Annotated in this window: 23 protein-coding genes and 1 pseudogene; 5 read left to right on the forward strand and 19 right to left on the reverse strand. The window is 37.4% G+C overall.

Annotated elements, in window-relative coordinates; genetic code table 11:
* Positions 1-27: 27 nt before the first annotated feature.
* From AB3I20_RS12210 to AB3I20_RS12220, 3 genes and pseudogenes are all read right to left on the reverse strand, one after another.
* Positions 28-1,164 (reverse strand): cysteine desulfurase family protein, encoded by a 1,137-nt coding sequence (locus AB3I20_RS12210; protein WP_071868778.1) that lies wholly within the window; start codon positions 1,162-1,164, stop codon positions 28-30.
* Between the two features lie 188 nt (positions 1,165-1,352).
* On the reverse strand, positions 1,353-2,327 hold the full coding sequence (locus AB3I20_RS12215) for a ribose-phosphate diphosphokinase (RefSeq protein WP_067485302.1): 975 nt from the start codon (positions 2,325-2,327) through the stop codon (positions 1,353-1,355).
* 77 nt (positions 2,328-2,404) lie between these two features.
* Positions 2,405-2,929: pseudogene (locus tag AB3I20_RS12220) on the reverse strand (dihydrolipoamide dehydrogenase); the annotation flags it as partial.
* 224 nt (positions 2,930-3,153) lie between these two features.
* Between AB3I20_RS12220 and AB3I20_RS12225 the strand changes: the two are divergent.
* Positions 3,154-5,061 (forward strand): M13 family metallopeptidase, encoded by a 1,908-nt coding sequence (locus AB3I20_RS12225; RefSeq protein ID WP_368027417.1) that lies wholly within the window; start codon positions 3,154-3,156, stop codon positions 5,059-5,061.
* Positions 5,062-5,706: 645 nt separating this feature from the next.
* Here AB3I20_RS12225 and AB3I20_RS12230 read toward each other — a convergent pair.
* Genes AB3I20_RS12230 through AB3I20_RS12245 form a run of 4 tightly spaced genes read right to left on the reverse strand, consistent with a single transcriptional unit; the run spans position 5,707 to position 7,836 of the window.
* On the reverse strand, positions 5,707-6,252 hold the full coding sequence (locus AB3I20_RS12230) for a cysteine hydrolase family protein (protein ID WP_271027444.1): 546 nt from the start codon (positions 6,250-6,252) through the stop codon (positions 5,707-5,709).
* Positions 6,253-6,263: 11 nt separating this feature from the next.
* Complete coding sequence (locus AB3I20_RS12235) at positions 6,264-6,956, reverse strand: 5'-methylthioadenosine/adenosylhomocysteine nucleosidase (protein ID WP_071868776.1); 693 nt, start codon at positions 6,954-6,956, stop codon at positions 6,264-6,266.
* A 16-nt stretch (positions 6,957-6,972) separates the two neighbouring features.
* The gene (gene macP, locus AB3I20_RS12240; RefSeq protein ID WP_067485317.1) at positions 6,973-7,260 is read right to left on the reverse strand and encodes a cell wall synthase accessory phosphoprotein MacP; all 288 of its coding nucleotides are present in this window, start codon (positions 7,258-7,260) and stop codon (positions 6,973-6,975) included.
* 12 nt (positions 7,261-7,272) lie between these two features.
* Positions 7,273-7,836 (reverse strand): NUDIX hydrolase, encoded by a 564-nt coding sequence (locus AB3I20_RS12245; RefSeq protein WP_067485320.1) that lies wholly within the window; start codon positions 7,834-7,836, stop codon positions 7,273-7,275.
* Between the two features lie 236 nt (positions 7,837-8,072).
* Here AB3I20_RS12245 and AB3I20_RS12250 point away from each other — a divergent pair, with 236 nt between their 5' ends.
* Both AB3I20_RS12250 and AB3I20_RS12255 read left to right on the forward strand, forming a co-directional pair.
* A complete protein-coding gene (locus AB3I20_RS12250; protein WP_067485323.1) occupies positions 8,073-8,732 on the forward strand; it encodes a 5-bromo-4-chloroindolyl phosphate hydrolysis family protein in 660 nt (219 codons plus the stop codon).
* 149 nt (positions 8,733-8,881) lie between these two features.
* On the forward strand, positions 8,882-10,081 hold the full coding sequence (locus AB3I20_RS12255; protein ID WP_067485325.1) for a toxic anion resistance protein: 1,200 nt from the start codon (positions 8,882-8,884) through the stop codon (positions 10,079-10,081).
* Positions 10,082-10,704: 623 nt separating this feature from the next.
* Here AB3I20_RS12255 and AB3I20_RS12260 read toward each other — a convergent pair.
* From AB3I20_RS12260 to AB3I20_RS12295, 8 genes are all read right to left on the reverse strand, one after another.
* Positions 10,705-12,090 (reverse strand): amino acid permease, encoded by a 1,386-nt coding sequence (locus AB3I20_RS12260; protein WP_368027418.1) that lies wholly within the window; start codon positions 12,088-12,090, stop codon positions 10,705-10,707.
* Positions 12,091-12,126: 36 nt separating this feature from the next.
* Positions 12,127-12,993 (reverse strand): GRP family sugar transporter, encoded by an 867-nt coding sequence (locus AB3I20_RS12265; protein WP_067485334.1) that lies wholly within the window; start codon positions 12,991-12,993, stop codon positions 12,127-12,129.
* An 88-nt stretch (positions 12,994-13,081) separates the two neighbouring features.
* Positions 13,082-14,107, reverse strand: coding sequence for a sensor histidine kinase (locus AB3I20_RS12270; RefSeq protein WP_368027419.1), 1,026 nt, complete (start codon positions 14,105-14,107; stop codon positions 13,082-13,084).
* A gap of 19 nt (positions 14,108-14,126) precedes the next feature.
* The gene (locus tag AB3I20_RS12275; protein WP_067485340.1) at positions 14,127-14,801 is read right to left on the reverse strand and encodes a response regulator transcription factor; all 675 of its coding nucleotides are present in this window, start codon (positions 14,799-14,801) and stop codon (positions 14,127-14,129) included.
* A gap of 180 nt (positions 14,802-14,981) precedes the next feature.
* Positions 14,982-15,383, reverse strand: coding sequence for an organic hydroperoxide resistance protein (locus tag AB3I20_RS12280; protein ID WP_067485342.1), 402 nt, complete (start codon positions 15,381-15,383; stop codon positions 14,982-14,984).
* A 74-nt stretch (positions 15,384-15,457) separates the two neighbouring features.
* On the reverse strand, positions 15,458-15,664 hold the full coding sequence (locus AB3I20_RS12285) for a hypothetical protein (protein ID WP_067485345.1): 207 nt from the start codon (positions 15,662-15,664) through the stop codon (positions 15,458-15,460).
* A gap of 213 nt (positions 15,665-15,877) precedes the next feature.
* The gene (locus tag AB3I20_RS12290) at positions 15,878-16,333 is read right to left on the reverse strand and encodes an arginine repressor (protein WP_067485348.1); all 456 of its coding nucleotides are present in this window, start codon (positions 16,331-16,333) and stop codon (positions 15,878-15,880) included.
* 82 nt (positions 16,334-16,415) lie between these two features.
* A complete protein-coding gene (locus AB3I20_RS12295; RefSeq protein WP_270660569.1) occupies positions 16,416-17,039 on the reverse strand; it encodes a GyrI-like domain-containing protein in 624 nt (207 codons plus the stop codon).
* Between the two features lie 255 nt (positions 17,040-17,294).
* Here AB3I20_RS12295 and AB3I20_RS12300 point away from each other — a divergent pair, with 255 nt between their 5' ends.
* Together AB3I20_RS12300 and AB3I20_RS12305 are read left to right on the forward strand one after the other, a co-directional pair.
* A complete protein-coding gene (locus AB3I20_RS12300) occupies positions 17,295-18,662 on the forward strand; it encodes an MFS transporter (RefSeq protein ID WP_368027420.1) in 1,368 nt (455 codons plus the stop codon).
* Positions 18,663-18,739: 77 nt separating this feature from the next.
* Positions 18,740-19,852, forward strand: a complete 1,113-nt coding sequence (locus AB3I20_RS12305; protein WP_218658082.1) for an FAD-binding oxidoreductase — start codon at positions 18,740-18,742, stop codon at positions 19,850-19,852.
* Between the two features lie 183 nt (positions 19,853-20,035).
* Here the strand turns inward: AB3I20_RS12305 and AB3I20_RS12310 are convergent, their stop codons facing one another.
* The 4 genes from AB3I20_RS12310 to AB3I20_RS12325 form a co-directional block, all read right to left on the reverse strand.
* Positions 20,036-21,685, reverse strand: coding sequence for a phosphoenolpyruvate carboxykinase (ATP) (locus AB3I20_RS12310; RefSeq protein WP_368027421.1), 1,650 nt, complete (start codon positions 21,683-21,685; stop codon positions 20,036-20,038).
* Between the two features lie 220 nt (positions 21,686-21,905).
* Positions 21,906-22,511, reverse strand: a complete 606-nt coding sequence (locus AB3I20_RS12315) for a LysM peptidoglycan-binding domain-containing protein (RefSeq protein ID WP_067485361.1) — start codon at positions 22,509-22,511, stop codon at positions 21,906-21,908.
* A 402-nt stretch (positions 22,512-22,913) separates the two neighbouring features.
* Positions 22,914-24,077 carry a tRNA epoxyqueuosine(34) reductase QueG gene (gene queG / locus AB3I20_RS12320; RefSeq protein ID WP_086270587.1) on the reverse strand — a complete coding sequence of 388 codons (1,164 nt, stop codon included), beginning with the start codon at positions 24,075-24,077 and terminating at the stop codon, positions 22,914-22,916.
* A gap of 60 nt (positions 24,078-24,137) precedes the next feature.
* The gene (locus AB3I20_RS12325; protein WP_071868768.1) at positions 24,138-24,887 is read right to left on the reverse strand and encodes a hypothetical protein; all 750 of its coding nucleotides are present in this window, start codon (positions 24,885-24,887) and stop codon (positions 24,138-24,140) included.
* Positions 24,888-25,070: the final 183 nt, after the last annotated feature.

Raw genomic sequence — 25,070 nt, forward strand, 5'->3', positions numbered from 1 at the left:
ACGAAATCACGTTTGCCCGTCCTTTTTTCATTTTTCTAAAATTGAAAGCAATTGTTTGATAAAATGTTGAATCTCTTCTTCTGTGTTCCCAAACCCAAAGCTAATTCGAATTGATTCTTTTAGAATTGGTGTGTCTTCACCATACATTGCTTCTAACACGTGGGAAGGTTCAATATTTCCTGCTGTACATGCTGATCCTGTTGAAATAGCAATTCCTCTAAGATCCAATTTCATGAGTAATAAGTCATTCGTCACACCAGGTAATCTTAAATTCAAAACATGAGGTAATTTATTCGCTAAGTCACCATTCACTTGATACTCAATTCCGTGATCTTCCAGCGCTGTTAAAATCATTTGTTGGAATTTTTGGTATTTCTCACTTCTAGCTTGACGTTCTTCTTCATCTAAAATCGTTGCAGCTGTTGCCATCCCCCAGATACCTGCTAGATTTTCTGTTCCTGCGCGTCGTTTTTCTTCTTGTTCTCCACCTAAAAGTAGGGCTGGAATCACCACACCGTCACGTTTGTACAAGAACCCAACACCTTTTGGTCCATTGATTTTATGTGCAGAAACACTCAACAAATCAAGGCCCAAAGCTTCCGGACGAATCGTTTGGTTTCCGTAGGCTTGGACAGCGTCGGTGTGAAAATACGCAGGATGCTCTGCCAATAATTCACCGATTTCCTTGATAGGCATTAAATTTCCAATTTCATTATTTCCATACATAATCGAAACTAAAATCGTATCTTCACGCAATGCTTGTTGAAAGTCAGCGATTGAAAGATTCCCATTTTCATCAACAGGTAAATAAGTGACTTCAAACCCTTGCGTTTCCAAATATTTCATCGTATTCAATACTGCAGGATGTTCGATTGCAGTGGTAATCAGATGTTTGCCTTCACTTTGTCTTGCAAAAGCTGTTTCAAGTATTGCTGTATTATCGCCTTCAGTTCCACCACTATTAAAAATAATTTCATGCGATTTCACCTGTAATGTATCAGCAATCATTTGACGTGCTGTTTCAAGTTTTTCATGTGCTACTCTTCCGAATCCATGAATGCTTGAAGGATTTCCAAATGTTTCATTCATAATATCAGTCATTGCTTTGATTACTTGAGGATGCATTGGTGTCGTCGCCGCATGATCCAAATAAATTTTTTCCACCTTGTTTCATCCTTTCCACTTATAACTAGGCACATTCTAGCACAGAATAGCTTACTTACCAAAAATAACTCCTTCATTCCTCAGAAAAAAGTAAGCAACTTGCTGAGTAAAAAAAACGAATAGCTCCTCCCACAACTTGAGGAAACTACTCGCTTTTCTCACTTTTTGATTAGCAACCTTTCGATTGGTTAGTCAAAAGCTTTTTCTTCTAACTTGAATAATGGACTCATCGGTGTGTTTTCGTGAATTCGTTTCACAGCTTCACCCATCAGTTCAGAACAAGTAATAATCGTCAAGTTTTCTGGATGGAATTCGTCCTTTGTCCAAACAGAATCAGTGATACAGATATCTTTGATTGGTGCTCCGTCTAGAATGGATTTTGCAGGTACTGAAAGTAACCCATGAGAGGCACAAGCATAAACATCTTTCGCACCATTTTCTTTCAAGACATTTGCAGCGCGTGCAAATGTAGCACCTGTGTTTAAGATATCATCTACCATAATGCATGTTTTCCCTTCAACATCACCAATCACATAGCCGCTATCTAAGTCAGCATCATCTGCGTGATCAACGATTGCCAAAGTACTATCTAAGTATTCAGAAAGACTACGCGCACGTTGGACTCCACTATTTTTTGGCGACACAACAACGATGTCATCACCTGTTAAGCCAAGTTCGCGATAGTAATGTGCAAAAAGTGGCATCGTGAATAAATTATCTACAGGAATATCAAAGAATCCTTGTACTTGAACCGTGTGTAAATCCAATGTTAAAACACGTGTTGCTCCAGCTTCTTCAATTAAATTAGCAATCAGTTTTGCTGTAATTGGTTCATGAGGCTTCGCTGTACGGTCTTGACGTGCGTATCCATAATAAGGCAAAACAACGTTAATCGTTTTAGCACTTGCACGTTTCATTGCATCAATCATTATCAATAGTTCCATATAATAATCATTCACCGGCGCATTCGTTGATTGAACGATGTAAACATGATCGCCACGAATACTTTCTTCAATATTGATTGCGATTTCGCCATCACTAAATTGTTTTACCACACTTTTTCCTAGTTCTGTCCCAAACACTTTTGCAATTTTTTCAGCTAATGGACGATTTCCATTCAAGCTAAAAATTTTCAGCGTGTCATCCTGATACTTTTTACTCATGTAGGCCTCCCTAAAACTTCTATTCCACGTTAGTTTAACATACTTTCAACATATTTTCTGGTAATTTCAGCAAATTGTTACGAAAGTGAAACAGTTCCATTTGTCCAGCTTACTGGAATGATTTTTTTCGCATTTCCCCAATTATCATGTACCTTGTAATAACGTTCTCCTGTTGTTGATTCAAAATATGCGTAAGCCACCACCCAATGATTTCCGTAGGTACTTCCTAATCCTTTCAACAAACCAACTAACACTGGTTTTCCTTGCCGAATTCGTTTGGTTGCACGTTGCCATGACCCAAGCAAGGTTCCTCTAGCGCGCTGCGCTTCTCCCATTGCTTTTAAAAATCGAGAGAGTCCCTGACTAACTTGTAACGGGATTGTCGGCATTCCTAGTGGTTGGATATAGGCACGTAACAAATCAATTAGTACAGATTCATCTGGACTATCTTTGACACGAATTCGTTCCGGCAATGTGAACTCTTGTCGATAATCTTGATAATAAGCTAACAAAACTGCCGTCGCGTAAGTACCACATAAGTAGCCAGATGGCGTTTTCCAGTTCTGGTACTTTTCAAAACGTTCTTCTGGCAAACCAACCCACTGCTCTTTCATCATTTGATTGGTTGTTTCAGCTAAAGAAAACTCTTTCATTTCTGATTTCAGTTGTCTTCGCCTCCTTTTTTTCATTATAATAGATGACAACTAAAAAACAAATGACTTTGATTTTTCATTTCTCACAAAAAAATTGACAAACACCATAGTATTTGTTTAAAAAAACTTTTTGTTAGATAATGAATTCACGAGAAAAAAGGAGTGACTGATGAATGAATAAAGAACGATTGAAACAAGATTTCTTTGAAGCAGTCAATGAAGAATGGCTAAAGACAGCAAAAATTCCTGCTGATAAACCTGCTACAGGTGGATTTCAAGATTTAGTTGAAGGAATCGACCAGCTTTTGATGGGCGAAGTAGACAATTTACTCGCACATCCCGAAAAAGTTTCTTCCGAAAAAATGAAAAACTTTCTAGCCTACTATCAGCTAGCAAATGATTACTCCAAACGAAATGACTTAGGCGCAACACCGCTTTTACCTTTATTGGAAAAAATCGAAGCCATCAATTCTTATTCTGATTTAAATGCGTTGTTTCCTGACTGGACACTGGAAGGATTTGCATTGCCATTCACAGTTGATGTTGATGCAGATATGAAAAACGCGCAAACAAATGCTTATTTTGCTTATTCACCTTCTTTATTTCTACCCGACAAAACGTATTACACACCTGAACATCCAAACGGCGCACAGCTTTTATCTGTATTCTTTGACATGATGGTTCAGTTACTAGAGCTTACTGGTAAAGAAAAACAGCATGCTGAATCAATCGTGGAACAAGCCATTCAATTTGACAAACTGATTGCTCCACATGTTAAGAGTGCGGAAGAAAATGCAGATTACAGCAAAATGTATAACCCAAAATCATTTGAAACTTTTGTCGGTTACAGCGAAAAATTAGACCTAGAAAAATTAACGATTGGTTTGATTGGGACACAACCAGATAAAGTAATCGTAACGGATCCCGTTTACTTTGAACATTTGGATGAATTACTCACCGATGCGCATTTTTCATTATTGAAGAGCTGGTTATTTGTTAAAACCGTTCGTTCATTGAGTGGTTATCTTTCCGAAGACTTTCGACAAATCGGCAGCATCTATTCCCGTACACTTTCTGGTGCTGATGAAGCAATGCCACAAAAGAAAGCAGCCTTCTATTTAGCTTCTGGGCAATTCGATCAAGTCGTAGGTGATTATTACGGCAAAAAATATTTTGGTGAAGCGGCTAAAAAAGATGTTGAACAAATGGTACAAAAGATGATTGCTGTTTATCAAAAACGATTAGAAGAAAACAATTGGCTTAGTGATGAAACACGCGAAAAAGCCATTATTAAATTAAACAAATTAGGTATTCAAGTTGGTTATCCTGAGAAAATCCCAGCGATTTTTGATCAATTCCAAACAGTATCCTCTGAAGAAGGAGGCTCTTTACTTTCAAATGCCTTCGATTTTAGTAAAAAAGTACTGATTGACCGTTTCAGCAAATGGAACAAACCTGTTGATCGAACAGAATGGGAAATGAGCGCTGACACAGTCAATGCTTATTATCATCCATTTAGAAATATCATTGTTTTCCCAGCAGCAATTTTACAAGCACCTTTTTACAGTTTGGATCAATCGAGCTCTGCAAACTTTGGTGGAATTGGTGCTGTCATCGCACACGAAATCTCACATGCTTTTGATAATAACGGCGCACTTTTTGATGAGTATGGGAATTTAAACAACTGGTGGACAGATGAAGACTTAGCTCATTTCCAAGAAAAAGCAAAAGCCATGATTGCAGAGTTTGATGGAATTGAATTTGCAGAAGGTACCGTAAACGGAAAACTAACTGTTTCAGAAAACATCGCAGATGCAGGTGGGCTAAGCTGTGCCTTGGAAGCGGCTAAAGGTGAACCAGATCTTTCATTAGAAGCTTTCTTTGTTAACTGGGCAACCATTTGGCGCACCAAAGCAAAAAAAGAATACCAACAACTACTATTGCAAGTGGATGTTCATGCGCCAGCAAAGCTTCGCGCAAATATCCAACCACAAAATTTAGAAGAATTCTACACTACGTTTGATGTTACTCCAGATGATGCTATGTATCGTGTACCAGAAAAGCGTGTGCATATTTGGTAACATAGTGTACTAAAATTTCTGACTTTTGACTATTGATCACAAAAGAACGATCAAAAATGAGGACTGATAAATCAGCCCTCATTTTTTATTCCTATTTTTCTCTTGGTGAACGTAATTTTTTCATTATCCATTCAAAGCTGAATATTTTTTTACAACCTCTATCTACGGTCTTCCTCAAGTAATTCCTCGAAATAAACTCATAACTGTTCCAAAATAGGAAAGGCTATTTTGTCAGTTGCTCATTATTTTTTCGGGGCTGAACACTTGAAGCCACAACCTCTATTTGCGGTGTTCACAAAACAACTCCTCAAGATAGCTTGCATCCCCTACAAAATATGAGGAGCTATTTTGAGTGTCTGCCCACTATCTAGTCGGATCTGAACGTTTTGAGCCACAACCTTTATCCACGGTGTTCCCCAAGCAACTTCTTCGGCAATAAGTCCTTCTTTCATAAAAACATGAGGAACTGTTTTTAGAAAGAAATTCTTATTGCTTGAAGCTAAACGCTTGGAGCTACAACCTCTATCCACGGTGTTCCCAAGGCAGCTTCTTCGGCAATAAGTCCTTCTTTCATAAAAACATGAGGAACTGTTTTTAGAAAGAAATTCTTATTGCTTGAAGCTAAACGCCTTGTGCCACAACCTTTTAGACAATCGTTGCTCCCAACGTATTTTCAAAATGTCTGAGCGCCCATTCATGCCCCATTTCATCAAAGCTTGCCACAGCATCCTTGTAAATAAATAAGTTATAACCCAAATTATACGCATCAACAGCCGTATGCAAGACGCAAATATCTGTGCAAACACCTGTTAAATATAAGTCTGTAATCTTTCTTTCTCGCAAGCGAATATCTAAGTCTGTTCCACTAAAAGCAGAATAATGTCTTTTATCGATCCAGTAAATGTTTTCTTGTTCTTGGTATTTTTGATAAAGTGGCGCTAACGTCCCAAATAATTCTCGACCATCAGTTCCAATTACGTTATGAGGTGGAAACAAACGATTCTCTGGATGAAATACATCTTTTGGATCATGGGCATCAATTGCGAATACTACATATTCATTTTCCTCAATAAATTCACGGGTATGTGCTGTCATTGCTGTTTCAATTGCTTGTCCCGCAGCACCCGTCGTCAATTTCCCATCAGTTGCAACGAAGTCATTTGTATAATCAATTGACACTAATGCTTTCATGTGTTTCCTCCTTAAACGAGATGTTTAACAAATTGGATAACCATTTCTGCTGAACGTTTACCTGCATCTTCAATAAACTCATCGAATGTTTGTGTCGCTGAGTGATCTGCTGTATCGCTCATTGCGCGTACAATCAAGAATGGAATATTGAATTGACGTGCCGTTTGTCCTACAGCTGCCCCTTCCATCTCACAAGCCAATGCTTCTGGGAAGTTCGTCAAGATTTCTTGTACTTTTTTTGGAGAATCTACGAATGTATCCCCAGTTACAATCAAGCCTTCTTTTACATTTAAGTTGGTTGCGTTTGCTGCCTTCACCATTTCCGAACGTAAATAAGTACTTGCTTCATAATAAAGTGGCATTCCTGGTAATTGACCTGGTTCATAGCCAAATCCCGTTGCGTCTGCATCAAAATAGGCAACTTTATCTGAAACAACAATATCACCAACAGCTAAGCCTTCACCAATGCCACCGGCAGAACCAGTATTGATAACCATATTCACACCGTATTGTTGAATCAGTAAACTAGTTGTAATAGATGCCAATACTTTACCGATACCTGAGCGAACAACGATAACTTCATGTTTTCCTAGTGAGCCAGAAATGAATAATGCTCCTGCACGTTCCCAAGACAAAGGTTCACTTAAATTTTCTCGCAAAATTTTTACTTCTTCTTCCATTGCTCCGATAATACCGATTTTCATAAAAATTCCTTCTCTCTTAAATAAATATGATTGCCAAAATAACAACACAAAGCAACAAGATCACAATCGCTAATGCTTTCATCAAAAAAACATTCCACTTATGTGTTTTTTCTCGTTCACTTGTTCGAGTCTTCGTTACCTTTTGTTTCTTTTTACTTTCTTTACGATAAAAATTTGAGCTGTTAGCCGACTCTGGCTCACTCTGATTGTTTACCTGATAGTTGGTTTCATCAACTGGTTCTCTCAGTTGCTCTTCTTGTCGTTTTCGTAATTCTGAACGCGTAATCAGCGGTCCTTTGGCCATCAGCCGATCCCTCTACTTTCCTTTAGACAATAACGCCCAATACTGAATCGCAAAAATGGTTTTTGCATCGCAAATGACGCCTTCAGTCATTGCTTGTTTCGCCTCTGCCATTGTTAGCGCATAAAGTTCTAATACTTCATCTTCATCTTGCGCTAATGGATTCACAACTTTTTCTATGTTTGTTGCGTGATACACATGCAACAATTCATTAGCAAAACCTGGTGATAAATACATCGAGGTGATGTGGGTCATATCTTGTGCACGGTAGCCAGTTTCCTCTTCCAATTCTCTGCGTGCAGTTAATTCAGGTTCTTGTCCTTCTCCCGGATCAATTTTCCCAGCAGGAATTTCTAAAATCACTTTTTCTAGTGGTTTTCTAAACTGTTTGACTAACAATAAACGTTCTTGTTCATCAAAGGCGATGATTCCTACGCCACCCGGATGAAAAACTAATTCACGCTGAGCTATTTTTCCATCAGGTAAACGAACTTCATCTAAAGCGACATCAATAATTTTTCCATGAAAAATTTCTTTACGCGTCATTGTTTTTTCTTCAAATTGGTCATAATTCAGCATCCTGTTTCCTGCTTTCTTTTGTAATAATAACTGCTTTTTTTTATTTTTTCAATTTTCCTAGAAACTCCTTACTAGTTTACCATAGAAAAACCTTAGAATTTTCCTAAAATATGAAAATCCATCCTTAGCCCGATACTCTTTCTTAAGCTGGATATGCTAAAATAAAAGATGTAAACGGGAAATAAATCGAAACATCGATAGATACTCAATGGAAAGAATAATCTGGAGGGCATATTATGAAAAAACGAAAATGGCCATGGATTTTAGGAATCGGACTAATTCTGCTATTTGTTTCAAGCAGCGGAGATTCTTCGCTAATTAGTAGCTCAATCATTTTAGCCGGAATTTTATTGGTCTTATGGAAGCTATTTGGTTCTGGAAAAAATAAAAAACGTTCAAAAGAAATTCCTGAACTATCAGATGATTTAAAAGTTCACTATACAGAAGTTGGTATGACGCCAAGCGAAATTAATTTTTTTCGAGAAACAATGAATCACACAAAAACGCAAATCAATCGACTTCAAGTAAACTTAAATCAAACAGCAAAACTTAAAGCAATTGACCTACGTCACGACACCGTCAAAGCAGCCAAAGCACTCTTTAAAGAATTGGTCAAAGAGCCACATCGCTTACATGATGCTAGTCACTTTCTTTATACACATCTGCCAAACCTCATTGATTTGACGGATAAATATATCGAAATTAATAATCATGAAATCAAAAATAAGCAGACTTATGCAAAATTAGAAGAAAGTGCGCAGATCATCGATCAGGTTGCTAGCTTGATTGCGCAAGACTATCAACAATTTGTATCAGATGATTTAGATGACCTAGATTTAGAGATATCAGTTGCGAAACAAAACTTAAAACGTGATAATAGAAGAGAAGAAGACTAATCTTTTCTGAGTCACTCGAATAGTCAGCTAATGACTCGAAGCAGTTGCCGCTTTTTCGGTGTGCTTCGAGTTATTTTCAAACTTAGCTGTCAATTTCCGTCTCTCGGATTTTTTATACCATTTACCACAAGCCCTAAGGAGGAACTCAGATGGACAATAACAAGCCAAATGAACTAAAAAATGTTACACCTGTAGATAGTACGTTAGATGACCTATTAAACAATCCTTTTTCAACACCGACAGATACATTAACTCAAACGCAACAAGCAGAAATCAATGCTTTACAAGAGCAACAAGTCGCAACACGCTTGATTGATAAATTACCCCCAGAACGCCAGGAACAAGCAAAACAACTAGCTGGAAAGATTGATGCCACCGATGCACAATCAGTCATCAGTTATGGCTCTGCTGCGCAAACCAAACTAAGTGAATTTTCACAATCAATGCTGAATCATGTACAAGTACAAGACATTGGACCAGTTGGAGATTCTTTAACAGAATTGATGTATCGTTTACAAGAAGCAAATCCAGATGAGCTACGCGCTGGTGAAGGAAATATTTTCCAACGTGTTTTTGGTAAAGTAAAGCAATCTATTTATGAAGTAACTGCAAAATACCAAAAAATTGGTGCACAAATCGACAAAATTGCTGTTAAATTAGATAAAGAAAAAGATGGCCTACTAAAAGATAATTTAATGCTTGAACAGCTTTATCAAAAAAATAAAGACTATTTTGATGCGCTAAACATTTATATTGCCGCTGGGGAACTAAAAATGGAAGAGTTACAAACAACGACTATTCCTGAAGCAATGAAGAAAGCAGAAGAAACCGGCGATCAAATGGATGTCCAAATTGCTAACGACTACACCCAATTTTTAGATCGTTTAGATAAGCGTACCCACGATTTACGTTTAGCAAGACAAATCACGATTCAACAAGCACCACAAATTCGGCTGATTCAGAATACCAACCAAGCACTAGCAGAAAAAATTCAAGCTTCGGTTGCGACAGCGATTCCTTTATGGAAAAACCAAGTTGTCATTGCGTTGACGTTGCTTCGTCAAAAAGATGCTGTCACTGCGCAACGTCAAGTTTCTGAAACAACCAATGACTTGCTGAAGAAAAACTCAGAAATGTTGAAAATTTCTGCTATTGAAACGGCGAAAGAAAACGAACGAGGAATTGTGGACATCGAAACACTACAAAAAACACAAAATGATCTCGTTGAAACAATCCAAGAAACTTTACGTATCCAACAAGAAGGTAAAGAAAAACGTCGCCATGCAGAGCTTGAACTATCAAATATGGAAGAAGACTTGAAACAAAAATTACTTGATTTAACACAATAAAGTGACTAAAAAGGTTGCGGCACAAGGCGTTTAGCTTCAAGCAATAAGAATTTCTTTCTAAAAACAGTTCCTCATGTTTTTATGAAAGAAGGACTTATTGCCGAAGAAGCTGCCTTGGGAACAACCGTGGATAGAGGTTGTGGCTCCAAGCGGTCAGCTCCGAAAAATAAAAAGCAACTGGCAAAAATAGCTTTTCATATTTTTGGTCAGTTACAGATTATTTCGAGGAGTTGCTTGGGGAACACCGTGGATAGAGGTTGTGGCTCCAAGCGGTCAGCTCCGAAAAAATAAAAAGCAACTGGCAAAAATAGCTTTTCATATTTTTGATCAGTTACAGATTATTTCGAGGAGTTGCTTGGGGAACACCGTGGATAGAGGTTGTGGCTCCAAGCGGTCAGCTCCGAAAAAATAAAAAGCAACTGGCAAAAATAGCTTTTCATATTTTTGATCAGTTACAGATTATTTCGAGGAGTTGCTTGGGGAACACCGTGGATAGAGGTTGTGGTTCCATTAGCATCAATAAATAAGCCCAGAATTACTTCTGAAACACCATTTCTTTGAAAAAAAGAGGTTGTGACAAAATCATTGTCACAACCCCTTTTTCATTGTCATTTATTCAATTATTACTCGCCTTGTTGTTGATTCATAACGCTATTTTTATACCCGTAAGTAAAGTAGATAAGCAAGCCAATCACCATAACGATTGCAAAAACGATCCACGTAATCGTCTGTAAACGTAACATCAATACCACACAAGTCAAAATAGAAATCACCGGTAGAACTGGTACAAACGGCACTTTGAATTCTCCCGCTTTTGGTTGACCAAATTGCTTTCTTAATTTCAACAATCCTAAACTTACCAGAATCAAGTAAGTTAACGCTGTGATATTAGTTAATTCAGCTAAAATATCAAGTGGAAATGCCCCAGCAAAAAAGACTGCTACCACACCGGCTGTATAAGTTGCTTTTTTAGGTGTCCGATGTTTTTCGTCAATCTCCGTCATGTATTTTGGCAACAAACCATCTTTACTAATCGCAAATAACAATCTGGCTAAAGAATACATCATTGAAATCGTCACTGTTAATAACGTCAGTATCGCTCCGACTGCAATAATTGCTCCGACTGTATCATGGCCTACATAACGCATCGCAAATGCTACTGGATCACTCACACCTAATTCTGTAAATGGTACAATTCCTGTTAAAATCAACGTCACTACAATATATAAAACTGTCGCAATTAAAATCGAACCAATAATTCCTCTTGGAACATCTTTTTGTGGATTTTTCACTTCCTCAGCTGCCATTGCTACCGCATCAAAACCTAGAAAGGCAAAAAAGACTAGTGCCGCCCCATCTAACACACCTGAAAAACCAAATGGCGTAAACGGTGTCCAATTTGCAGGTTTTACAAAAAAGATTCCTACAACAATAAATAAAGCAATAATTCCAAATTTAACAAATACCATTACATTATTTAAACGCAAAGCTTTCTTTGCTTCCAATGAAACGATATAAGTTACAAACACAACAACTAAGATCGCAATTAGATCCAGATACGTACCCTTTCCAGGATTATATCCTCCGGTTAATGCTGTCGGTAATTCCACACCCAGACTAGCCAAAAATCCTTGAACATATCCAGACCAACCAGATGCAACTGATGATACAGCTAGTAAAAATTCGCCTATCAGCAACCAACCAGTCAACCATGCAATGAATTCCCCAAATACGACGTACAGATACGCATATGGCCCACCAAGTATTGGTACGCGTGATGCAAATTCAGCAAAACTTAGTCCTGATAGAATAACAACAACTGCCGCTAGAACGAACGAAAGTGACAGTGCTGGGCCTGCATTTTGATTGGCCGCAACTCCTGTCACTACAAATATTCCGGTTCCGATGATTGCACCAATACCTAGCATAATCAAATCCGTTGTTTTTAATTCTTTTTTCATACCACTCGTTTGATTGAGCTCGATCTTTTTCTTACGAAATAAATCCATTGAAGTTCCTCCCCATTTTAGGTTGGAAAACAGTAATTAAACTGTTTTCATATACCCTAAAAGGATACCACCTAAAATGACTAGAAGGCAACCAACAATCACGTAAACCATTTCTTTTTTGGTTTTGTGTTCGCCTAAAATGAAAATACCACCTAAAGTTGAGATGATGATTCCCATTTGTGATAAAGAAAACCCTACTGCTAAGCCTAGTGATTTAACTGTTAACAACATACAAATATTACCGATTCCCCAAAGTAAGCCAGAAATCATGTTTTTCCAAACAAATTGATCGATTTTAACTTTTTTAAAGGCAAAGAAACTTGCACCTAAAATCATCCCAACACTTTGTGGCAAGATAATTGACCATGCGTCAAGATGTGCCCAAGTAATGATAATCGTGTAGACGCCATAACCTAATGTTGAATAGATTAATGCTCTAAAACCCTTTCCAAAATCAAGCATTTTATTATCCGTGTTTACTTTTCCGTCCTCATCTTGGCGGGCAGTCAAATAAGCACCGCTTACAAGTAACGCTAAAGCAATAAAACCGTAAATAAAATCTTTTGTTTGCGTCCATTCATGGAAGAACACCGCGCCCGCAATCGTATTCAAAATCAATTGAAAACCAGTTGATAATGGCAAGCCAACAGATACACCCATAAATTTCATTCCATGGAATTGACCGTTTTGACCAACGCTCCACGCTAAACCAGATAAAAATCCGATCAAGAAAATCCAAGGGGTAATTACTGGATTTACTACAAAAAATAAGACTAAAGAAAACAAGAATGCACCTATGGTCATTCCTAAAGTTTGTTGATTGGCATCGCCACCAATTTTTCCGCTGACTAAGCCGATACTTCCCCAAGCAAGCATAGGGATTAATGCTATTAATATTTCCATAACTTTTCTCCTTTTATTTCACATGTAAAGAAACTTATCAGGGAAAACGTTAACAACACAAGCAAATTTTTTCTTTTCTAACGATTTTCTAACGTTCTTCATTGTAGAAATTTAAGGTTGGAAATAAAATAGTCATCGTTGTACCATGATTTTGGATTGAATCCGCGGTTAATTTCAGACCTAATTTTTCTGCCAGATTCTTTGCTAAATACAGACCTAAACCTGTTGAATGCTGCTGCGTCAAGCGGCCATTGACACCTGTGAAGCCCTTGTCAAAAATTCGTTTTACATCTTCAGTAGGGATACCAATTCCAGAATCTTTCACCGCTAAAGTTACTCCCTGAGCTGTTGTTTCGATTAAAATCATGATTTCTCCATGATTTGGTGTGTATTTGATTGCATTACTTAATAATTGTTTGAAAATAAATGCAACCCATTTCGCATCGGTTAATACCACGGCATCCTCGCCAATAATCTCATAATGGACTTGTTTTTGAATAAAATAATTGGCTTGACTGCGAATCACAGGTTGGATAATTCCTTTTAAGCTATACTCTTGGATTAAATAATCTCTCGAAAAACTATCTAAGCGTGCGTAGTATAACACTTGCTCAACATACTCATCAATTTTTGACAGCTCATTTTCTAATAACATATACTTTTTATCATCAATATCAAATTCAACCGAACGCACCAACAATTCTGAAGCTGCTAAAGGCACTTTGATTTCATGCACCCATGAATCAATGTAATCTTTTTGATCCTGTTGATTACTGATGGCTTGCTGCATCAGTTCTTGATGTTCTCGAATCAGTTGATTGATATATTCTTCAACTAGCTTCTCTTCTTCTGTATGACCGCCCTCTAAGTAACTTTGCAAAGGAGAATGTTCTTTCACGTTTGCCAAATGTGCCCACCAGCGACGTTTCCCGAGGTAACCACCTAATAAATAAAATGCTAAAAAAACACTTTGGATAACAGTCAGATAAGCAATCGTTTCCCAATCAACTACGATATTAGGCGCTAACCACATAACGAAAGCTGTCAATATCATGAAAAAAAGCCAGCCTAAAATTAAAGACCATTGATCTTTTAAATACCTAAAAAAATTCATTGGCTATTGTCCGCCCTTTCTAAGGAACAATATATCCTTGTCCAACTTTTGTTTCAATGTAGCCCATGATTCCGGCTTGTTCGATTTTTCTTCGCAAGCGATTGATATTCACGGTCAACGTATTGTCATCAACAAAACGTTCATCATCCCACAAAGCGCGCAATAACTTTTCACGACTTAAAATTTTCCCATGTTGCTTCATTAAAATAAATAATAATCGATATTCATTTTTACTTAGATCAATGATTTCTCCGTCAATTTCCATACTGCCATTATCAACGTTTAACGTGATGCCATTATGACTCATCATTTCACTAGACAGTTCCGTATAATTGTAAGATCGACGCAATAGCGCGTTGATCTTAGCAATCAACACGTCCACTTGAAATGGTTTGGTTACAAAATCATCTGCTCCCATATTCATTGCCATAATCATATCCATATTCGTATTACGGCTTGAGATAAAAATAATTGGTACTTTTGATACTTCGCGAATTTTTTGACACCAGTAATAACCATCGAAAACTGGAAGATTGATATCTAATAAAACTAATTGCGGTGCTTCTTCTTCAAAATCCGAAAAAACTTGATTAAAATCAGTTGTTCCAAACGTTTCAAATTGCCACTTTTCTAACTCTTCCATAATTAGCTGACGAATGACTTCTTCGTCTTCGACTACCATGATTTTTGCCATCGACTAATCCTCCCACTTTCTCTTCTTGCATCTACAATAGCAAACCCCACAGCCCATGACAACTGTGGTTTCCGTTTCTTTATAATTGATTATAAATGTTTGAACGATTAAAAAACAAAAAAACGTAAAAACTGACAGCTAAGTCAGCTCTTACGTTCAAATATTCTTACATTAATACTATTAAACAAGGTCTACTTGTACTTCGATATTTCCCTTAGTTGCTTTTGAATAAGGGCAAAATTCATGTGCATCATCAACTAATTTTCGTGCTTCTTCTTCACTAACACCTTCCACATGAGCTTCTAGAACAACACCAATTTGGTAGCCACCATCATCTAATGTGTAAAGTGAAACGCGTGCTTTAACTGTTGAATCAGCATCTAAGCCTGCTTCTTTGACCATGTGCTGTAATGCACCATTAAAACATGAAGCATATCCCGCTGCAAATAATTGTTCAGGATTTGTTCCCTCCGCATGGATTCCTGGTGGTGTGATCTTCATGTGCATTGAACCATTTGGTGCTTCGACTGAGCCTTCTCGCCCGCCATGGTTAATCATCGCTGTTTCGTATAATTTTTTCATTGTACTACTCCTTTCGACTTTCTTACTACACTTCTAGTGTAAGCCTATTGGAGACGTTTATTCAAAGAATCTGCTCATTCAAATGCTAAAATGCCATCTTCAACTAGTTTACCAAAAAACATAAAAATACCACTTGTAAATAACAACGTCATGTTTGTTCCAAAATAAATAGCTAATTTTTCTAGATAATCCTTAATTTTATTGATTTTAAGATACATATATACTAAAAAATTTACTCCATACACCAACACAGTCAAAAAAATAATCATACCTGTCATCATTTTTTCCTCCTCCATTACCAGAAAACGAACAAACTTCCCCACCTTTTGACTTCTTTCTTGCCCTAACTCAGATAGATCTTCCAGCCACTCAAGCTCGCTTTTAGAACGCTTTCATAAATAAGTCCTGCAAATAACTACCAAAAATTCAAGTTCACAATCTTTGTGTCAAAAACAGTTCTAGCTATTACTACTACTTATTATTTGACTTTGGCGTTATTCGCGCATACTTTCTAATTTTTCGGCGAATGCTTGTGCTTCACTTTCTGAACGACAAACGACGATAAATGTATCAAAGCCTGCAATTGTCGCTGCAACTTCTGGATAAGCAACTTCATCCAACCAGTTTGTTACCACATCTGCTCCATTTTTTTCAGTTAACACAACAACCATAAATTGGACTGTCTCAATTCGTAAAACTTCTCGCTTAACGGCAGAGCGCAAACGTTGCTCATTTAACGAAACGGATGGTTGACTAAAAAGAGAATAACGAACACGTTGCTCTTCGTCTTGAACCTTAATCACTTTCATTTCACGAATATCACGAGAAATTGTTGCTTGAGTTGCACTAACACCCGATTCCTCTAATCGTGCAAGCAACTCTTCTTGCGTGCTAATTGGATATTCTGTAATTATTTGGCGAATCAATGCCTGTCGTTGACTTTTTTTCATCCTGGACACCTCTCTCATCCATAATTATAACAAACTTACTCAATCATTTGCGTGTTTACTTTAGAAATTACTTCTGATTCGCCTATTTTTTTGCAATGCGCACACGTAAAATTGTTTTTCGTTTTTCTGGTGCCACTCTTCTAGGATCACTTAGATAGATTTCTTTATGCTCTTTGGATACTCGATAATAGCCTTCTTCTTCAAGAAAAGCGGTTAATTTTTCAAAACTCTCCTGCTCCTCATCATAAGAACCAATGTGTAAAATTTGTCCAACTACCCCTTCTTCAATCGCCTCGAATTGTAATTGTGTAAGCAAATCTTCGGGAATTTTTTTTGCCGAACGCTCAATTGCAAGCTGGGCAATCTCTGGTGTCACGAAATCAGGTTGTTTAATCATCAATTGATAAGCAAAATGGTCTTTTAGCATCACTTTTTCCTGCAAATACTTTTCTTGTAATCCCCATTGACCTTCTAATGGATAGACAGTATAGGGTTGATAACCAGGAATGTTCCAATTATTTTTCGGTGACATTTTAATTGCATAACTCACTGGATATAATGTCCCAATACGTCGTTGGAAATCTTCTTGGTTTGGATCTCCTACACCTTTAATTGTGAAAAAATTTTGTTCAGGCAATTCTAAAATCTGCGGTTTTTTTGTTACCCGATAGCCTGGTTCAGCTTTACGCCATTCAATTTTATCCATTTTGTTTTTCTCCTACCCTTTCTTTATGTATTTACGATTTTTTTGATTTGTTTCCATTTTCACACTCCATTCAATCATAACCTTTTTGAGGATCCTTGACTAATCTTATTGACATAAAATTTGAGTCTATGCTAAAATAATCCCAGCAAACAATCGTACAGATAACACGTAAATGCGTGTCGAGAGAGAGGCGGTTTCTATTTTTTAATAGAAATCTTCTCTCTTTTTTTGCGAAATTTTTAAGAGGTGAAATGTATGACAAAACAAAAAGAACTACTACTTGTTCCCGCAGTGATTGCAACTGGTATTATGTCCTTCGCAGGTGTTCTGATTGAAACTGCGATGAACGTAACTTTTCCAACGCTGATTAATCAATTTGATTTGACAACGGCTCAAGTCCAATGGGTAACAACGATTTACTTATTGATGATTTCAATCATCGTGCCGTTATCAACCTATTTAAACCGCAATTTTAGTATTCGAAAATTATTTTTATTTTCAAATTTTCTGTTTCTTGCTGGTATCTTAGTTGATTTTTTCTCACCAACTTTCATGATTCTCCTAATGGGGCGCCTATTACAAGGGATTGCGACTGGTATCGCGCTTCCATTGATGTTTCATATCATTTTGACGTATGCACACATGAATCGCCGTGGTACGATGATTGGTGTCGGAACATTGACTACTGCAATTGCTCCGGCTATTGGACCAACTTATGGTGGAATTTTGACCTCCGCTTTTACTTGGAATCACATTTTCCTATTCCTTGTACCAGTTTTACTGATTTCATTAGTGATTGGTCTATTCTCCATCCCAGAAACAAGTGTAGAAAAAGGTGGCCACTTAGATTTTCTTAGCGTACTAGGGTTATGTTTACTTTTCAGCGGTGCTTTAACCTTCCTGAGCACGATTGGTCAGCTAATTAGTTGGCTTGCTTTGATTATCGCAATCATTGGTTTCTTTTTATTCTATCAACGTTCGAAAACAATCGAGCAACCATTGATTCGTTTATCGATTTTATCTAACAAAACCTTCCGATTATTTCTATTTAGTTTCTTAATTTATCAATTTCTATTACTTGGTGTTTCATTTGTCCTACCAAATTTCATTCAAATCGTTCAGGGAGATACTGCCTTTATCGCTGGTTTGTCCATGCTTCCGGGAGCCGCAATCGGTGCGATTTTATCTCCATTCTCTGGAAAATTACTCGACCAACATGGACCTAAAAAACCAATCTTAGTTGGTTTGATCTTATCCTTCATTGGTTGGTTGGCGCTCGTTCTATTGATTGGTCATGCTTCTTTGATTTGGTTAGTGGCTTGTCATGTTTTCTACATGATTGGTATCGGACTTTCCTACAGCAATATGATGACTACTGGGATGAACGCCTTAAGCGAAGAGTTACAAGGAGATGGAAATGCGCTATTCAACACTCTTCAACAATTCTCTGGTGCGATTGCTACATCACTGGTAGCAATCATTATCAACCTTGTACAAGACCATTCCACTTTGAATTATGAAGCGGCTACTACTTTAGGTTCAAAAGCAGCACTCGGTGTTTTACTTGTCTTGCTGATTATCAGCTTTGCTCAATTCATGCCTTACTATTTAAATAAAAAATAAAATTAAACGAAAGAAGATGGGTGTTTGCATCCATCTTCTTTTTGTGTAAGAATGAGAACGAAAAAGGAGGCTCTTTTATGGAAAAAATTGCCATTATTGGCGGTGGAATCATCGGTATGACCCTCGCAAATTACTTAGATACAACAAAATTCGAGGTCACTTTATTCGATGACGCTACTGGTCAAGCAACAAAAGCCAGTGCAGGAATAATTTCTCCTTGGCTTTCCAAAAGACGGAACAAACAGTGGTATCAACTAGCAAAAGATGGTGCTGCTTTCTTCGATAAATTGATTCAAGATTTTCAACTGGATTCAACCATTTATGATCGTTCAGGAACTCTTTTATTACGTTCTCAAGAAGACTTAATTTCACTTGCAGAATTAGCGGAGGAACGCAAAAAAGAAGCACCAGAAATCGGTGATATCGAACTACTAACACCAACTCAAACGGCCACTAAACTTGAACTGCTTAAACCAGCACCTTCACTTCATATCAGTGGTGGAGGAAAACTTGACGGCAAAGCTTATTTAACGCAACTAGCAAAACGATTAACCCATCAGCAAGTGGCAATTATCAATGATCGCGTTTCGTTTCAACCAAAAGGTGATGCATGGTTGATTCAAGGCGATTTTGGTGAAAAACTAGTTGATCGAATCATTCTTACTCCGGGTCCCGCATTAAAACCTTTGCTGGAAACAATTGGCTATACAGTTGATATTCGACCTCAAAAAGGACAATTATTAGTTTTTGACTCTCCATATCAACACAGTAGCGAATGGCCTGTAGCGATGCTTGATGGTGAAGCTGATTTTATTCCGTTCATGTCTGGTAAAATTTTGATTGGTGCCACGCATGAAAACGACGGTGGTTGGGACTTAGCTCCTACTAAAACAGCTTATGAAATGCTTACTACTCACACGAAACAATTTTTAGCAAAACCGGAGCAACTAAACGATTGGCACTATCATTTTCGTGTGGGTACTCGTGCATATACGTCTGATTTTTCACCATTTTTTGGTTCGGTTCCAGATGATCCCACCTTATTAGTTGCAAGCGGGCTAGGTTCCTCTGGTTTAACAACAGGTCCTTATATCGGGTATTTGTTAGCGGACTACCTAAACACGGGAAATTGGCAGGACAAAAATTATCAAAAAGAAATAAAAACTTATATCTCGAAGTCAGTTAGTTGAGTGTGAGTTAAAAAAAGAGCGGACATCTGTCTCGCTCTTTTTTGTTCTTCTTGTTCACTTGATAGGTCAATCAATCATTAATTTACCCCAAAAAATTTGTTAAAATCATCTCTTTCTCCTATACTGCAAACCAATATGTTGTCTGCTCTCAAAAGATGACTGTTTGATTTCCACAGGCTCTCTTTATTTCTTCAACTTTTTCAATAATCGTTCCAAATATTCCGTTGCTTCAGCAGGAAGTTCATGGTATCCCCCTAAAAGCTCTGCTTGTTCTTGCAGAAATTGATTTCTTGAACTCAACCGCTGATACAAACGTTCTTGATAAGTTACCTCATTAAATCGCTCAGAAAATCCAGCTATCGGTAAATAAGACAATTCTGTTAACTTTCCTAGTGGCAGAAATTGCACTTGTTTTTTAGCAATACCCTCTACACTTTTCAACGTGATTTCAGGTGTAATTTTTTTTTGGTCAAAAAATCCTGTATTTAAAATATAGCAATCGGTGTTTTGTTGCTCAAACCGCTCTTTAAAAGCTTGATAGTCTTCAGCTAATGGATATACTCTAAATGGATTAGCGTATGGAACGAAGACTAGCTGATCCACTTCTTCTTGATTTCGAATGTTTTCTGCACTTGACCGTTTTGTTGCTAATGTTGCACCGAAAATTGCGGCTAAGATAGGATCATTCATTTTAACAACCGGCGGAAAAACATCATCTTTCATAATCCAAAAAACTGCGTCGATTTTATCATCTAAATGATCTACACGATTTGGCGTAACAAATCGTGATTTGATTGCCCGACCATTGCCATTACGAATATCTTCAGTCACCAATACTTTTTTCCCAGAGTCATTCAGCGTAACCCCCACATTTTGACAGGTTAAAAATGATGCAATTGTTGGATCATCTGAAGCATAGTCTTGTGTTTTATCAAAGTAGGCTGGCTCAAGTGCCGTGGTTGATCCTTTTGTTTTTGAGATGACAAACGCATCATCATGCAGCACAGTTACTACATCATCTGCGCGTTTTGCTAACGTAATCGTTGACTTTCCAGAACCAGATAAGCCAAAAACGGCCATCGTGTAATGATGTGATGGAAATTGATATTGCTTCAGTCCTCCATGACACGCAATGAAACCATTTCGATTTGCTAGCGCCCAAGCAAGAGTCAGCGTTGCTTTTTTTAGCTCACCAAAGTAACGTAGTCCCAAAACAGCTGCTACATTATGCACAGCATCAATCAATACCAAGCCATCAGGAAACGCTGGGTTTTGCCATTCTGGATCAGCAAAGATGTACAAGTCGCCCTCATGATATGTTTGCGAATGCTGATACTCGTTTTCAATTTCTGCTGTTAACGCTTGAAAGTTCAATAAATACGAGTATAGATTATTCTCAAAACCTTCAGGAATCAGCACATGTGCTTTAACTGAAAATTCCTGGTCCAACCCAACAATGACTTCACCATGATAAAACTGACGTGTTCTACTTTGATAAATTGCTTCCCGTAAAATTTTTTCATACTTCACTTGGTTAATCTCTGGTTCACCGATTACCCTACGTGCTGCCGCAGTTCGACCAACAATTTCACCATCATTAAAAACTAAAACTTTGCTATCTTTTGGAAGTTTTAACTCTTCTGTGTGAGAGACAGCTAAATCTGTCACGATCGTCCCAGGACTATTAGCTGCTAACTGATATGCTTGTGCTAAATGCTCGATCACTTGTACATTATTTCCATAAAATGCTGTTTCAATAATTACTCGAATACTCGAAAATAAGCTGCTCTTTGAGTTGATTGCTGCTTGTGGATATCCCGTTATCGTACTCATCCGCTCACCATCCCTTTTTTAAACCAAAAATAGAAAACGCTTTATAACTATTATATCTCAGCACTATTTTTTTGTCTTACGGCATCCCTCATCCGCTCCTCTACACAATTAGATATGTAAGAATAGCAATTATTTTTTTGAAAAACAAAAAAAACCAAGAAAATCACTAGAAAGTAATTTCCTTGGCTTCAACTATTTTGGTTTCAGTTGATTACTCGACTTAGTACCAGCCGTTTGATAACCAGAATGCTTTAGCAGCATCCCATGAACCGTAGCGTGATGATACATATTCATCAGCAACACGTTCTTGGTTAGCAGCTGAGTAGTCACCATTTAAGTATGATGAATCTAATTGGTAACGTCCGATGTAACGTCCGTTAGTAGCTGTATAAGAACCGCTTGATTCTCTTTGAGCGATCCATTCTTTTGCATCACTTGTTGAAGCTGCAGGAGCTGCTGGTGTTGCAACTACTGGTTCAACAGTTTCAACTGGTGCAACGTATGTATATTGTTGAGTTGCTTGTTCAGTTGCTGCTGTTTCTTGTTTAGTTTCAGTTTTTACTTCTGCTTTAGTTGAAACTTCGCCTGATGTTGGGATAGTTAATTCTTCACCAACGTAGATACGGTTAATATCAGAAATAGAATTTTTTTCTGCAATTGTGTTAATTAAAGAATTGTCACCTGCAAATTGTTGTGAAATTGTAGATAAAGTGTCACCTGATTTGACTGTATAAGTTTCGTCAGCATGAGCTTCTGTAGCTCCCACAAACATTGCAGCACCTGCAGCAAAAGTTGTTCCTAAAACGATCTTCTTCATTGAATTCATATATTAAACTCCCTCATGTCCTCTTAGTTTCTTTCAACGTCATTAACTTTAACATTTGAAAATATTTCATAGGTAAAAGAATGATGACATTTGATGACAAAATGACATTTTTTTTAATATTTGTAACATTTAACTAGTCTGCCCTCTCAGACTAAAGTCGTAGAAACCGTTGGTATCAAAGAAGAAAACATTTTCATCAACCCGTGTGTTTTTTCACAAAAACTCGACATTTTGTAACATTACAACGAAAATTTTAGAAGAAAAATGCATTTTTTTTTGCTTAAATAACGAATTTCAGTCAAAAAACAACAAAAACAGCAAAAAAGTCAGTAATTGTTACAACAATTACTGACTAAAAATGAATGAATTAGCAAAAATTAGGCAAATCCTTGCACTTTTGAGCTATTTCTGTTTTTTTCTCTGCTTCGTTTGTAAAATTTCGATTGCTTTTTCAAATTCTAGCTTCGCTTCTTCATCTGTTTCTTTCGCCAATGAGTCTTGCAGAACTGTTAACCATTCTTCTGGAGCTTTCGCACCCAAACGTCCGATTGCCCAAGCGGCCGTTCCACGAATCACTGGACGGACATCTTTGAGACAAGCAGCAATCTCCGGTAATGAGTCTCGATCGCCGAGGTTTGCTAAGGCAATCAATGCATTTCGTTGAAGTGGCTTTTTCCCACGCCACGAACCAGCTAGATGACCAAATTGTTGCTTAAATTCTTTATTAGAAATAGAAAGCATTGGTTTTAGTTTAGGGTATACTTCATCAACTTTTGGCTCCATCTCTTCATGGAAATGAAAATCTTTCCCTTTATTATATGGGCAAACTAGCTGACAGATATCACAACCATAAATGACATTACGCATCTTTTTTCGATACTCTTCTGGCATCAACCCTTTTGTCTGGGTCTGATAAGACAAGCATCTTTGGGCATTCATTCGCCCATCTCCAAGCAGCGCTTTCGTCGGACAGCCGTCGATACAACGAGTACAATCTCCACAACCAAACACACCTGGTTCATCCGGTTCAAAAACAATATTTGTAACAATTTCACCTAAATAAACAAAAGAACCAAACTCTTCCGTAATCAGCAGACCATTGCGTCCAATAAAACCTAAGCCAGCTCGCTGTGCGACTGCTACATCAATCAACTCTCCTGTGTCTACTTGTGGAGCAAAGCGCCACTCTTCCTCTGCTTGCCACTGTTTTCCGCGTGTTGTAATAAATTCAATCAAACGATTTAAACGATCTCGCAGAATATCATGATAATCGATTCCCCAAGAAGCACGAGCAAATTGCCCTCTTTTTTCATCTTTTGGGATTTCCTCATGAATTTTTGTGGGATATGCCAATGCAATTGAAATAATAGATTGAGGTTGATCAAATGTTTTTTCTGGATAAAGTCGTTCTTCAATTACTGGATGCTCAAAACCAGAAGTATGCCCTGCGGCTTTTTGTTCTTCCAGTGATTCTCTCAAGTGATCAAAAGGCTCCGCAGTCGTGAACCCGATTTTATCAATACCCAAGCGTTTACTTTCGCGAATGATTTCTTCCTTTAAAGTCATAAATTTCCTCGCTTATTTCATTTTTCTTCTATATTAAGTAATAGATTATTGGTAGCAAGATTATCGACTATATAATCCATAATATAATTTTTCTTTTTTTAATTGGACGAACTCAATTTGTTGATCAGCGACTTTCTTTTCCTTTAGCCAACGATTACGAGTAACAAAAACTTCCCAATAATTCGTTGAGATTAGCTTTTTTTTGTCATCCAATGCTTGGAAGAAGTTCCAAGAGACTGGTTTTGTATTCAACAATTGATGTAAACGTACTTGCTCTGTTTGAGGAAGTTCTGATAAATCTCGAGAGTATAACACATCTTCATGTAAGTTTTTTTGTTGCGTATAAGTAAATGTTTGTGGTATTTTTCCTGGTCGTGCTACTAACATCAACTGGTTATAATAGCTATTCATTAACTTACTGTGTGCAATAAATGAACTCTTATAATACGCTGCTTGGATTTTCTGAATAACATTTTCAGTACCAATGACAGAAAAAAGTGCTGGCCAAGCTTTCGTTTGAACTTCTTGATTTTGCTTGACTAAGACTCCTGGTATAAATCCAACTGCAGAAATGAAAACAAAGTAACCAATTCCGGCCGTTTCATCTAGTGGCTGAAACTCATCAAAAATCCACTTTCCAATGTAACGTTCTGGTTCAACTGCGTCATCTGTTGCATTCGCTATGAATAATTTTGCCATCTCGGTTTCAAGAAATTGAAGGTCTTGGTCTTTTTTAGTTGCTTCTTGTTGGTCAAGCAAACGAAAGACGTCTTCTTTAATTTGATGCTTATCTTTACGTGTGAAATTCATAGCTACACCTCTCCTTCTTACCCTTAACTATAACGGAAATCGAAAGAAAAAAACATTATTACACTAAAAAAACGCGAAAAAAAATTATGATCCAAAGTAACTAGCTCATTGAATTAAAAAAGAACTTTTCGAAGATGTTTTTTCTTTTTTCGAATAACTATCTGTCATTGATACTTCCTTTTG

This window comes from Enterococcus sp. C50, from assembly GCF_040887505.1.
Taxonomy (GTDB): domain Bacteria; phylum Bacillota; class Bacilli; order Lactobacillales; family Enterococcaceae; genus Enterococcus_B; species Enterococcus_B thailandicus.